The sequence below is a fragment of the Francisella sp. Scap27 genome (assembly GCF_013394105.1).
Classification (GTDB): Bacteria; Pseudomonadota; Gammaproteobacteria; order Francisellales; family Francisellaceae; genus Francisella; species Francisella adeliensis.
Window position 1 is genome coordinate 632,761 of record NZ_CP041326.1, and the last position, 13,738, is coordinate 646,498.

Genomic DNA, 13,738 nt, shown 5'->3' on the forward strand with positions numbered 1-13,738 from the left:
GTAAAAAATAAGATACCTAGATTTATCTTAAGATTTGAAAGCTACAAATACAATAAATAATTTGAGTTATGTAAAATTTAACTTATTAAGTTGGTATAGTTATGTACTACAAGGAATATTTTTAGAAATTTATTTGATAGTTTTAATACTAAGCACATTTATTCTCAATATTTATTTTTATATAGGTTCCCATATTAATAAGGATTCGAATTTGATCAACTCATCCAAACATATCCTTCAACGCAGATAGACTTTGTTTTGAACTCTCTTTACGAGCTTCAGGGTTTTCTTTTGCACCACCAACCCAATGTAAGTCTGTATCTGGTAGCTCTTCGATAAACCTACTTGATTGGGTTTTGATCTTTTCACCAAATTTATTGCGATACTTAGTAAGTGTGATTGTGAGATTTTCTTTTGCTCTTGTAATGGCTACATAGGCAAGCCTTCGCTCATCCTCGATAGAGTCTTCTTCTATACTTTGCTGATGTGGTAAGATGCCCTCTTCCATACCCATTATATAAACTTTTTTATACTCTAATCCTTTAGATGCATGCATTGTGATTATTTGCACCTGGTTATCATTTTTATCTTCGCTGTCACGATCAAGTATATCTATAAGTAGCATTTTATTTAACACACTAGATAATGAATCTAAAGCATTATAAGACTCATCTTCAAGTTGATTTGTTATCCATTTAACTAGCTCAATCACGTTTGCATACTTAAACTCTGCTTGCTTTTCAGATGAGCTAGAATCTATCAACCAAAGTTTATAAGATATTTGCTCAATAAAATCACCTAATATCTTCTTTAGTTCGTTTATAGATATACTTGCGATTATCTCTTGTTGTATTGCTATTATTAGTTCTTTAAAACTGTTCAACCTAGACTTTGTTGAATCACGCAAATCTATCTCATCAAGATGGTATAACGAATTAAAAAAACTACAATGATGCTTGCTAGTGTATTCACCTAATTTATGAATAGTTGCACTACCTATCTCTCGCTTTGGTATATTTACAACTCGCAAAAATGCTCTATCATCATCAGGATTCACTATCAATCTCATATACGAGATCATATCTTTTATTTCAGTCTTTGAGAAAAATGAAGTTCCACCATTTACAACATAAGGTATCTTATGCATTTGCATATATCTTTCGAGTAAAAACGCCTGATAATTACTACGAATCAAAATCGCATAGTCATTATTTTTAGTATTAGTTTTTATCTTATCAAAAAATATATCACTAGCTATAAACTGTGCTTCATCTTCATCATTTAGTAGACTTATAATCTTTATCTGATCGCCATATCCCTTTGCTGACCACAGTTTTTTCTCAAATATATGACTGTTATTTTCTATAAGTTTATTTGCAACATTCAAAATCCTACCAGTCGAACGATAATTCTGCTCAAGCTTAATAACTTTTAAGCTATTAAAATCTTCTTGTAAATGGCGTAAGTTTTCTGGTCGTGAACCACGCCAAGCATAGATTGACTGATCATCATCACCCACTACTGTAAATTTGTTTTTCCCCATCGTTAGATACTTTAACAGCTGATATTGTGACTCATTTGTATCTTGATACTCATCTATCAATATATATCTAAACTTATCTGACCAAAGTTTTTGGATATTTTCATTATTTTTAAAAAGTTGCATCGGCTGAAATATCAAATCATCAAAATCAAATGCATTATATGATTTCAAATACTTTTGGTATTCCTCATATACAAACTGTGCTTTAGTATCTAAATCATTTTTTATATCTACTTGATCAGGATTTAGTAAAGATGATTTCCAGTAAGATATTTTCGATTGAATAAATTTAGTATCTTGCTTAGGCATCTGAAACCCTTCATAAGCAATATCCGCGATCAAAGTAAGTGAGTCGTTACCATCAAAAAGTGTAAAGTTTTTCTTATAACCTAGTTCAAGAAAATGCTTTTTCAAAATAGTTAAACCAAGCGAATGAAATGTCGATATAGTCAAACCTTTTGATCTATCTTTATCTAATCTAGATTTAACTCGCTCTTGCATTTCTTTAGCAGCTTTATTTGTAAATGTAACAGCTAATATACTTTTTGCCGGGTATAACAACTCTTCGATAAGATAAGATATTTTCTCAATAATAACACTGGTTTTACCACTTCCAGCCCCTGCTAGCACAAGCAATGGCGAACCAATGTATCTTACAGCATTTTGCTGCTCAGGATTTAGTCTGTCTAGCATTTAGTGATAATCTCACCAGACTCTAGCTTGTATTCGGTATCTACTGCTTCTTTATGAAAAACCACAAGCATATAACATTTATCATCAACAAATACCCTATTTACAACTACAGCTAGAGGCTTACCATCTGCATTTTTCAAATCCTGAGTCTGAATATCGCTACTAGAGCTTACTACTGCCAGCTCTTTTTTAAGCTTTGCTTTGTAGTGCATTCTAGCTATAACTTCTTGTCCCATATAGCAACCTTTTGTGTAGCACACTACATTTTCAAGATTATCTAGCTCAAGTTCTGCTGGTAGAAATTTCTCAAAATTATCAGCGTTTATAAATGCTAGCTTATTGATTATATTTCTCTTTTGAATCTCTTCAAAGCTTATATTTGATTGATCACTATCTTTGACTATATCATGATTTAAAAAACCTTCTTTACGATACATCAAACTATAATCAGTATTTACCTCAAAACTAACTTTTGAAAACATACCATACTTTTTAAGCCAAGAGATCAGACCTTCAACCACACCCTCATCAACAGATAAAAGCAAAGTATTATCATCAATAAACTTCACAAAACATAATGATATTATACGACCTTTTAAATTAGCAAACGCTGTAAAAAGAATATCTTTATTTTCGGTTAAAAGGTTTAAATCAGCGGTAGTTAAGCCTTGTAGAAATTTTTTAGTATCTATACCACTTACTTGTAATATTTGAATATTTTTATATTGATAATTAGTCATAGAGAAACCTTATAAAGTGTTTATAGATGGATATTTTTAGATAGTAGATTTTAGTATATTTATGAGTATCTTGCAAAGTTATTAATACTGCGATGGGTTACCAATCCCTCGAGGTCCTGTATTTTGAATACCTCCTTGAGCTCCATCAAGTTGCATTTGACGACTCATTCTTTGTTCTTCATCTGTTGGCATACTAAGATTTCTTTGGATATTTGGTGCAGGCTGAGAAAGGTTAGCTAAATTTGGATTCTCATCTTCGTCATCATCTGAGTCTTTAGAATTATCTTTAGTTCTATTTTTATTAAATATATTATCATTTGCAGGAGCTTTTTGTTCTTTAAATGAGTTTAATTTTTTTTCTTGCTCACCAATGTCTATTCTACTTTCTGATGAGTTTGAAACTCGAGTTTTATCATCAACTTCATAGTCTCTTTCATCTAAAGCGAAGCCACCCACCGCAAAAGATAAAGTAATCGCTGGCGCTAATATTAATTTCTTCATTCTTCTCTCCTATAAATAACCTTTTATAATCTGTTCTAATTCAACTGTATCTTTGGTAAAAGAGTTTATGCCTTCTGCTAGCTTATGATTTGCCATAATATTTTGATTCATGCTTAATCTAAATCTCTCTTCATTAAGAGATTCCTGCTTTAAATGTACATCACATGAATCATAAAGTTTAGTATCTAATGAACCATTCATATTTGCCATTTCTTCTAATAAAGCTGGAGAAATTGTAAGAGCATCGCAGCCTGCCAAAGCTAGTACTTGCCCAGCATTCCTAAAGCTTGCTCCCATAACTATAGTTTTAAAGTTATGACTTTTATAAAAACTATAAATTTCTTTAACAGATTTAACACCCTCATCATCTTCTACAGCAGGGAAACTTACAAGCTTTTGCTGTTGCATCTGCCAATCTGTAATTCTACCAACAAATGGTGATATTAAAAAAACACCAACTTCAGCACATGCCTGAGCTTGGGACTTATCAAAAATTAAAGTCAAATTACAGTTTACACCTTCTTTTTGTAAAACTTCAGCAGCTTTGATACCTTCCCAAGTAGCCGCAACCTTAATTAAGACTCTATCTTTAGATATGCCTTTGCTCGCGTAAGAAGACACTATTTCCTTTGCATAGTTAATCGTCTCAGATGTGCTAAAAGACATCCTAGCATCAACTTCACTTGAAACTTTACCATCAATTACTTCAAGAATTTTCTGACCAAATGTGACCAATATTTCTATTACACATTTAGTAACTAATTCTTCATTAGTTAGCTCAGAGTTCGATCGTTTTACACTCTCAATTACATCTTTAACTAATTGCGTATATCGCTCATCTTTGACAGCTTTTAATATAAGGCTAGGGTTCGTTGTTGCATCCACTGGCTTATACTGTTTTATAAGTTCAAAATCACCAGTATCGGCAACGACCATAGAAACTTGCTTTAGTTGCTCTAAAATTGTTTTATTCATTATTTAGAAATAGTTATTTTACATAGAATAAGTATACAAACTCTAGCTTAAATATAGAAACTTATTTGATTTAAATAGTTATTTTTTTGAAGTAATTACTTATATTTATCACTTAACATCGCAAAAGTTGTTCTAACCGCCATCATCTCACCACCTTTAGGCTTACCAGCAGTTGAAGAAACATTCCAACCCATAAGGTCGAAATGCACCCATTTTGGTGCTTTTTTAAGTCCTACAAAATACTCTAAAAATAGCGCTGCTTTAGTCGCTCCCGCAAATGGAGATAAATCACAGTGTGAAATATCTGCAAAATCAGTTTTTAGTGCTTTTCTATAACAATCAGATAATGGTAATCTCCAAACCTTATCTTGTGTACATTGGCTATATTTATAAAGCTCATTAGCAGTTTCATCATCATTACAGAATAACGCTGATATTTCAGGGCCAACTGCTACTCTAGCAGCTCCTGTTAGCGTAGTAAAATCTATCAGATAATCTGGGTTTGTTTTTGCTTCTTCATGTAATGGTTCCGCAAGTATTAGCCTACCTTCAGCATCTGTGTTTGTTACCTGTACTGTTGTACCATTTTTCATCGTGATAATATCACTAGGTCTATATGATTTTGCATCTATTGCATTTTCTACAGTTGGAATAACTAGACTTAAATTTACTGGTAACTTATGTTTCATAATCATATATGCTAGGCCTATAGCATTTGCTGCTCCGCCCATATCTTTAATCATTAGCATCATACCAGCACCAGGCTTGATATTTAATCCACCTGTATCAAATGCAACACCTTTACCAACTACAGATATCTTAGGGTGTTTTTTATCCCCCCAATTTAGACGAACTAATCTCGGTGGACGATGACTACCTTTACCAACAGTATAGACTCCCATATAATCATTTTCCACAAGCTCTTGACCAACAAGCTCACTACATTGTGCATCAAACTTTATAGCAAGATCTTTTATGACCTTAGCAAGATCTTCAGGTCCCATATCTTCTGCTGTAGTGGTTATCATATCTCTAACTAAGAATGTCGCTTCAACCTCTGGTAAGATCAATTTATATTCTTTAGGTAAATAAAGTTTTACCTGCTTAGATTTAGGTTTTGAACGATACTTATCAAAACTATAGCTGCCTAAAGCAAAAGCTATGTAGTATAACTTTAAATCTTCAATCTCAGATTTTTGTATATGGTAATTTCCAGCTTCAAGAGTATTTGCTAGATCAGCGATACTATACATATCATTATCAATAAGGTAAACAACTCTTTCAAGCTCACCTGTCTTTTCACTAGGGACTTTAAAAAGTTTATTATTTTCGCCAAAATCTATAGTCTTCGCAAGGTTTTGTACAAAATCATTTTGTTTTTTTAGCCATTGAGAGCAATTTTCATTCAAAACTAACTCTATAGCTATCGAGTCAGCATGTTTATCACTAGAAAAGCACTTTAATTCAGTTTCAAGAAAATACATTTTAATTAATAATTTTTATTAAGTAGTGAATAAATTATAACAAATTTCTAAGCTGTAGTTCTCAAATATTTGGTAATGCAGAATACACATAAAAAAACACCTCTATGACTGTTTAACTTAATACTTTCAGCCACTTTTGCAAAAGAGATAACCTATAAAATATTACAAAGACTAGTGCCAGGTATAAAGATGATAGTGTTTAATGAAAATCTTTTATAGATCAACTTTTTGATTAAATAATACCCAGTTATTAACATCTTTAACAGTCTTAGTAGTCAGTATTCCTGCTGTTTTATAAAGACTTAAAAACCCTAAAATATAATCAAATTCAGCATTGTTTAAGTTTATAAGAAATTGATAGTATTGATTCAGTAGTATAAAGTACTGTGTAATTGTAGTAGTACCTTGAAGATATTTTTCTTCATATTTTTCATATGCAATTTTAGCTGCTGCCACTGACTTTCTTAGCTCTGTAATCTGCTTCTTCTTAAGCTCCACAAATCTGTACGCATACATTGCATCATTTTGTGCTACCCTTCCTGTTTGAATCATATCAAACTCGGAAGACTGATAATCATAAGCAGCTTTTTTAAGCTCTGCATAGTCAGTTCCACCAGATAGGAAATTCCACTCAATATTAAGACCAAAGTAAAATGCATTTACAGTACCTTTAGCTGGTAAAAACTGATCAAAAACAGGGTTTCCTAGAGTACTCACCTGATTTATACCTGGTGAATATTTCAACTCAAAATTGATCTTTGGCATAAATGGACTTGTAGCTGATTGATAATCATAATACTTACTTTCTTTAAAATGTGCAGAACCTAAATACGATGGATTACTTCTTAAAGTAAGCTGTTCCCAACCTTCTTCATCATTAGGAGATGGATCTTTTAATTCAAAGTTATTATCATATAAAATCACATCATCATTATTGTTTGTGAATTTTTTTAATTCTGCTCTTGCTACTTTTTCTTCTCTTTTAGCTGCAGCATAGTCAGCTTGCGCAATATAGTAGTTAGCTCGAGCTGTTTCATAGTCAGCTGTATCAGCAACACCTGCGTTAAACTTATTTTCTAACTCATTATCACTTCTTCTGTTAGCTTTTAGGTTGTATGAATTATACTCAACATTTTTAATCGCTTTAACTAGATTAAAATATGCAAAACTTACATCATATAAAAACTGCTGGTAATTTGTACGATAATCTTGTTGTCCAAACTGAGCTGTTTCTTGGGCAGATTGAAGGTCTTTATATGCACCATAATCATATAGAGGTTGTGTTAATGATACTAAACCATTACCTGAACCAAAAGATCCACCGGCTATATCCCCACCAGCACTATCTACGCCATCAATAATATCTACATGCGAAATTTCTGCACCTACATCAACTCTAGGTAATAATCGACCTAACTGTACCGCAGGATCCATCTGCCTAGATTCAAGCTGGAAACCGATATATTTATACTGCGGTGAATTACTTGTTGCCTTAGCTATAGTTTGATCGAAGTCAGCTATAGCAGTAGATCCATAGCAACTAAAAGAGCTAATAACACCAACAATCAAAAATAGCTTACGACTTAAAAAATTCAAAACTCTACTCTTAGCTTATTTTACTGATAACAAATTGCTCTGTTATACCTAAAGCATTCTCAATATCAGTAGAATTATTACCACCACCTTGAGCCATATCTGGTCGGCCTCCGCCTTTACCATCTATGTGAGAACTTAACTCTTTAGCTATATCACCAGCTTTAATTGTAGCTATTATAGACTTACTTACGCCAATTACAAACTGTACTTTACCTGCAACTATAGTACTTAGTACTACGACCACTTTCTCTTTCTTAGATTTATAGTCGTCTACCTTATCTCGTAACGTCTTAACATCAACGCCTTCTATGTTAGCTATAACAACAGTTACGCCATTATTTTCAACTTCTTTTATCGCAGTACTTGAACCAGATAATAAATCTTTTTTAAGCTTAGTAATTTGTTTTTCTTGAGACTTTAATTGTTCTTGCAATGATGCAAGCTTATCAAATAAATTGTTATCACTAGCTTTTAGCTTATCTTTAACAGCAAAAATTGTTTTTTCAGAGTTTTGAATGTTTATGATCGCTTTTTCAGCTGTCACCGCCTCTATTCTCCTAATACCAGATGCTACACCACCCTCAGATACAATTTTAAAAAGACCTATATCGCCTGTACGATACACATGTGTACCACCACAAAACTCTACTGAAAAATCTCCCATAGATATTACACGAACTATATCACCATACTTCTCACCAAAAAGAGCTTCCGCTCCCATCGTTTTTGCTTTTTCTTGAGTGGTTTCAATCGTCATCACATCAAAGTTCGCTCTAACTTGAGCATTTACTAATTCTTCAACTTTTCTCAAATCTTGCAAAGAAATACTACCTTCATGAGTAAAGTCAAACCTTAATCTATTAGCATCCACTAACGAACCTTTTTGCTCAACATGCTCTCCTAAAACCACTTTTAAAGCCTTATGAAGCAAATGAGTTGCACTGTGATTTGCAGCTGTTGCTAGTCTTGTATCTGTGTTAACTGTAGCCGTTAACTCATCATTGATATTTACTAACCCTTTAGAAAGTTTGCCTATATGTAGTATTGCCTCACCAGATTTTTGCACATCCTCAACAACAAATTCAAAGCCAACTCCCTCAAATACACCTTTATCTCCAGCCTGCCCACCAGATTCTGCATAAAAGGGTGATTGGTTTAAAACTATTACTGCTTGTTCATTATTCTCAAGTCTTACCATAGAATTACCATTTTGATATATCTCAAGAACCTTCGCATCCTCAATCAAAGAGGAATATCCTTTAAATATAGACTTTACATTAGAGTTAATACTATCGTTATAATCAACACCAAATTTACCTGCATCTTTCGAACGTTGCTTTTGCTCAGTCATAAGCTTGTCAAATTCCACTTGATCTATCTCAAGGTTTCTTTCTCGTGCCATATCTGCAGTCAAATCTATAGGAAAACCATAAGTATCATATAACTTAAATGCCACTTCACCACTTATCACACCACTTTTGAGATCTTTAATTTCAGCTTCAAATACCTTTATACCATTCTCAACTGTTTTAGAAAATAGTTCTTCTTCTTTTATTAAAGTTTTCTCAATTAAATTTCTTTTTTCTACTAGCTCTGGATATGCTTCACCCATTTGATTGATTAATTCATCAACAAGCTTATAAAAAAATACTTCTTTAGCTCCCAGCTTATTACCGTGCCTAACTGCTCTACGGATAATTCTACGAAGTACATAGCCCCTACCTTCATTTGATGGCAATACGCCATCTGCAATCAAAAATGCGCATGATCTAATATGATCTGCAACTACTTTTAAAGATGCTGAATCTTTATCATTAGCATTAGTCACTTCATAGGCTTTTTTGATTAATGCTTGAAATAGATCAATCTCATAGTTTGTATGTACTTCTTGTAAGATTGCGGCAATTCTTTCCAAACCCATACCCGTATCTACTGATGGTTTTGGTAAATTTGTAGTAGTTCCATCTGCATGGCGATTATATTGCATAAAAACTATATTCCAAATTTCAATATACCTGTCGCCATCCTCTTCAGGTGTCCCAGGCAAACCACCCTCTATTTCTTTGCCATGATCATAAAAAATCTCAGTACAAGGTCCACAAGGTCCAGTATCTCCCATTGACCAAAAGTTATCTGCACTATCAATACGGATAATTCTTTCTTTAGCTAGACCTATATGATTATGCCAAACATCAAAAGCCTCATCATCGGTAGCATAAATAGTCACCCAAAGCTTATCCTCTGGAAGCCTTATTTCTTTAGTTAAAAACTCCCACGCAAAACTTATCGCTTCTTTCTTAAAATAATCACCAAAACTAAAATTACCTAACATCTCAAAAAAAGTATGGTGCCTGGCAGTATAACCAACATTGTCTAAATCATTATGTTTACCACCAGCTCGTAAACATTTCTGTACAGAAACTGCTTTTGAAAAGTCTCTCTTTTCATTACCTAAAAACACATCTTTAAACTGCACCATTCCTGCATTTGTGAAAAGTAGGGTATCATCACCAAATGGTATTAAAGGCGAGCTTAATTGATGGCTATGACCTTGTGAAGTAAAATAATTAATAAATTTATTACGCAACTCTTTAGTTGTAATCATGACTTACCTTAAATATAAAAAATCAAGTTTAATGAAATTAACATCAAATAAAAAACATTCTATTATAAACCATTTTAACAAATAAAATAAACCTACTAATTATATTTGAGTTCATTTAGTATATAATTGAGGCAATCATTATATGATCACATTAGTTTATGAAGAAAAAAATCACGATTCTTATTGTAATTTTTGCAATAATCTTTCTTACTATATTTGCATATTACCAGGTTTCAAAAAGTAAAAATGAAGTTAAGACTGAAAAAAAACCAGTTGAAAAAGTAAAAATAAATGAGCCTAACAACTATTGCTATATAACATACCAAGTTTCTACTGATAATGGTAAAAGCTGGCACAAAGCGATTTTAAATAAAGGAATAAAACCTTTAAGCAAGGCTGAATGTTGGAAACGGTATATAAACAAATTAAAAAACTTTCCAACTCAAGCTACTAAAGATGGCAAATGGGAAAGTAAAAACATAAAAAACAAAATCCTCGCAAACCCAGCCATGAAATTTTCAGATAAGCCTTTTGAGCAAATCTCTAAAGAAAAGAAACCTAAAAATACCAAAGATACAGATAAACCAACAACGACTAAATAGCCTCTAGAGTACTATTTCACTTCAAGCTTACTGTGATAATTTTTAAACATTTTATTTTCTATATCTGAAAATTTCAATGTCTTTATATTTGAGATATAACCTTCACATTCAACTAGATTACCTTCATATAAAAACCTCAAACTATTTTTACATTTCAAATCTTTTGGATAACTATTAGTTTTAACCTTATACCATGATGATACTCTACTTATATCATCAGCTGAGACTATAAATAAATGTTTTTTAACTCGCGTAATTGCCACATAAAAAAGTCTTCTTTCCTCTTCAATAGTTTCTTCATCTACTTTTGTGTTTTTTTCGCCAAAAAAACCGCCCTCTGTAGCATCATGTACAACTACATAATCCCACTCAAGGCCTTTTGCTCTATGCATTGACATTATCTGAATTTGACCTTCATCTATATAAGAATCTTTTAACGACTTACTATACAAATCATAAAGCAGGTCAATAAATTCATTGATACTCGATTTTCTGCTTTTTGCAAAACTTTCTATACCTTCAATAATTTGTAACTTAGATTTGCTTGAATATGTATCGCTAGAAGACTTCGCGACTGCTTTTTCTAATCCTGCTATATCTATAATATACTCTATAGCTTTATCCGCTTTTTTAAGTCTCGTATTGTTAAAAATAGCTCTCCAATGATGGGCAATAGCTAAAATATTTTTCTCTTTAAAAGACTTATCTGCTTTAGCAGCTAAATCTACTAAAATCTGATGTGCATTAGAAACATCATTAGCAATATCTGTAGCAACTTTCTGTTTAACATCTTTTTTAAGATAAAGAGATGGGTAATCTAGCATCGATTTTATAAACTCAACCCTTTGTTCAAAAGAATGTTTCGTAAAACCATAGCCCTTATTAATGAGCATTAAATACCCATATACCGCTTTAAAAAGTCCTTCACTAAAGATATTTTTATCAGCAACCACACTATATGATAAATCATTGTATAAACAGCTAAGCTCGAAAACTGTTGTTGAATTATATTTCCTAACTAATATAACTATATCTTTTGCTTTTACTCCAGAATCAATAAGGGCTTTTAGCTTTAATACAGCCTTATTTGTACTATCTAAGATACTTACATCTGTTGCTCTTTTGATTTTAGGATATGTCACACAAAGATTATCGTAACGATTCTTATTGTTTGTAATAATGTTATTTGCCATTAATGAGATTAAATCACCATAACGAAATGTGTACGATAACTGATATTGTTTTGTATTTTTAAAATCCTTCTTAAAACCTTCCAACATATAGTATGGAGTTGAACCACGCCACTGGTATATAGTTTGATCGACATCTCCAACAACCATCGCATAAGTATTTTCACCAACTAAACAACGCAAAAAATGTTGCTGAACCTGATTAATATCTTGGTATTCATCAACTATAATATGCGAGTAAATATTATTAGCCTTAGCAACTGTAGAGCTATCTTTATCAAAAAACTTAGCTGGAAGATAAATCATATCATCATAAGTTATTGCCTTTTGATTCTCACACTCTTTATTAAAAGCTTCAAAAACCTTATCCAGTAATTTTTTATCTTTACTATTTATAGCAAGAATTTTTTTATTTGAAAGGCTTAGGTCAGATTTTAAAAGAGATATATATTCTTTAAAAGTTTCAACTCTTTCAGTATCAATATCTTTGACTATCTTCAGCTCTTTTTGATAGCTTTTAAGCAGCCTTTGAACGATAGCTTCAACCTCATATTCGCGCAGAATCTTATCAAACTTAACAAAACCCGCTTTTGCAAATGCTTGTAAAAAACTATTACCTAAAGAATGCATTGTACGGACATTTATAGCTTTAGCTTTTAAAGGTGAAATAACTTTAGCAAGCCTTTCTGCAAAATCAACCTGAGCAGATTTATTGTACATAAGTACTAAAATTTTATGTGGCGAGATATTTTGACTTAATAAATACTCAATTCGAGCTATTAGAGTTTGTGTTTTACCACTTCCAGCCACAGCTGACACTATTGCATGAGCTTTAATATCATGCTCAATTATTTTTTTCTGCTCAGCGGTATATTTCATTAGGAATTAAAACTTATATCACTCTATAGTTTCTTTAATCACACCTTTAGTCTTTTTTGAAAAGAATCTCGAGAATATAAACACTAAAGTCAAAACTGATTCTTTAGCAATAAGGCCTATAACTTTAGCGATGTTTAATAAAGTAATTCCCATAAACTTAAAATAAGCTAATACACTAATAGTTCCTTTTTTATCCTTAATCAACTTAAATGGTGCAAATATCAGCATTAAAAAACTTATTATAACTATATATGCAAATAATGCTCCTAGCGTTTGCTCATACCATGACGCAAACTTATAGAACCAATATGCTCCAAAAATACCGACAATTAAAATCACTAAAAATAAAAATAAATTCTTTTTTTTCATAACTGCTTTCCATATAAAAAACCACTTACTATAATAATATCATTATTTTATACCCATACCACCTGAAAGTTATGGAGATACCGTAAAATATTTATCTTTCATAAAGCCACTAAAACCATATAATCTGTATTTCCAAATAATTTGATAATAAGTTATGCTATAATCTTAGATTCAAAACTATTATTAAAAAAATACAAGTTAGAAAAGTTATGACTACAGATCAAAGATTAGAGTTTATTGTTGACAAAATAGACGACTTAAAAGCAATTGACATACAAACAATAGATGTTGAACATCTGACAAATATGATGGATAAAATTGTAATATGTACAGCTTCATCTTCTACTCACGCAAAAGCTATAGCTAAAAACCTTGAATTGGAACTTAAAGCAAATAAAATATCTATTTTAGGTATCGAGGGTGGTAATAAAGCTGATTGGGTTTTAGTAGATATTGGCGATGTTGTAGCTCATATTATGCTTGAAGAAACAAGAGAGCTTTATGCACTTGAAAAGCTTTGGGACATCAAACGCGAAGACTCTAATAACTAATTCTCAAATC

At 31.9% G+C, this 13,738-nt stretch carries 11 protein-coding genes; 2 read left to right on the forward strand and 9 right to left on the reverse strand.

From position 1 onward, the window contains the following. Positions 1 to 220: 220 nt before the first annotated feature. From FLM55_RS03065 to alaS, 7 genes are all read right to left on the reverse strand, one after another. The gene (locus FLM55_RS03065) at positions 221 to 2,236 is read right to left on the reverse strand and encodes a UvrD-helicase domain-containing protein (RefSeq protein WP_178947959.1); all 2,016 of its coding nucleotides are present in this window, start codon (positions 2,234 to 2,236) and stop codon (positions 221 to 223) included. Next, positions 2,230 to 2,976 (reverse strand): folate-binding protein YgfZ, encoded by a 747-nt coding sequence (locus tag FLM55_RS03070; protein WP_178947960.1) that lies wholly within the window; start codon positions 2,974 to 2,976, stop codon positions 2,230 to 2,232. The genes FLM55_RS03065 and FLM55_RS03070 overlap by 7 nt, the downstream gene beginning before the upstream one ends. 81 nt (positions 2,977 to 3,057) lie before the next feature. Continuing rightward, positions 3,058 to 3,477, reverse strand: a complete 420-nt coding sequence (locus FLM55_RS03075; RefSeq protein ID WP_178947434.1) for a hypothetical protein — start codon at positions 3,475 to 3,477, stop codon at positions 3,058 to 3,060. Between the two features lie 9 nt (positions 3,478 to 3,486). Then, positions 3,487 to 4,452, reverse strand: a complete 966-nt coding sequence (locus tag FLM55_RS03080; protein WP_178947961.1) for a transaldolase — start codon at positions 4,450 to 4,452, stop codon at positions 3,487 to 3,489. Positions 4,453 to 4,547: 95 nt separating this feature from the next. Then, complete coding sequence (locus FLM55_RS03085) at positions 4,548 to 5,936, reverse strand: M17 family metallopeptidase (RefSeq protein ID WP_178947962.1); 1,389 nt, start codon at positions 5,934 to 5,936, stop codon at positions 4,548 to 4,550. 213 nt (positions 5,937 to 6,149) lie between these two features. After that, positions 6,150 to 7,457 carry a TolC family protein gene (locus tag FLM55_RS03090; protein ID WP_373193970.1) on the reverse strand — a complete coding sequence of 436 codons (1,308 nt, stop codon included), beginning with the start codon at positions 7,455 to 7,457 and terminating at the stop codon, positions 6,150 to 6,152. An 85-nt stretch (positions 7,458 to 7,542) separates the two neighbouring features. Beyond that, on the reverse strand, positions 7,543 to 10,137 hold the full coding sequence (gene alaS, locus FLM55_RS03095; RefSeq protein ID WP_178947964.1) for an alanine--tRNA ligase: 2,595 nt from the start codon (positions 10,135 to 10,137) through the stop codon (positions 7,543 to 7,545). Positions 10,138 to 10,295: 158 nt separating this feature from the next. Between alaS and FLM55_RS03100 the strand changes: the two genes are divergently transcribed. Then, a complete protein-coding gene (locus FLM55_RS03100; RefSeq protein WP_234393401.1) occupies positions 10,296 to 10,739 on the forward strand; it encodes a hypothetical protein in 444 nt (147 codons plus the stop codon). A gap of 11 nt (positions 10,740 to 10,750) precedes the next feature. Here the strand turns inward: FLM55_RS03100 and FLM55_RS03105 are convergent, their stop codons facing one another. Next, entirely contained in the window at positions 10,751 to 12,808 is a 2,058-nt protein-coding gene (locus FLM55_RS03105) for an ATP-dependent helicase (RefSeq protein ID WP_178947965.1), read from the reverse strand. An 18-nt stretch (positions 12,809 to 12,826) separates the two neighbouring features. Continuing rightward, on the reverse strand, positions 12,827 to 13,177 hold the full coding sequence (locus tag FLM55_RS03110) for a hypothetical protein (RefSeq protein WP_178947966.1): 351 nt from the start codon (positions 13,175 to 13,177) through the stop codon (positions 12,827 to 12,829). A 209-nt stretch (positions 13,178 to 13,386) separates the two neighbouring features. Between FLM55_RS03110 and rsfS the strand changes: the two genes are divergently transcribed. After that, a complete protein-coding gene (gene rsfS, locus FLM55_RS03115) occupies positions 13,387 to 13,728 on the forward strand; it encodes a ribosome silencing factor (protein WP_112869599.1) in 342 nt (113 codons plus the stop codon). The last annotated feature ends 10 nt before the right edge of the window (positions 13,729 to 13,738 follow it).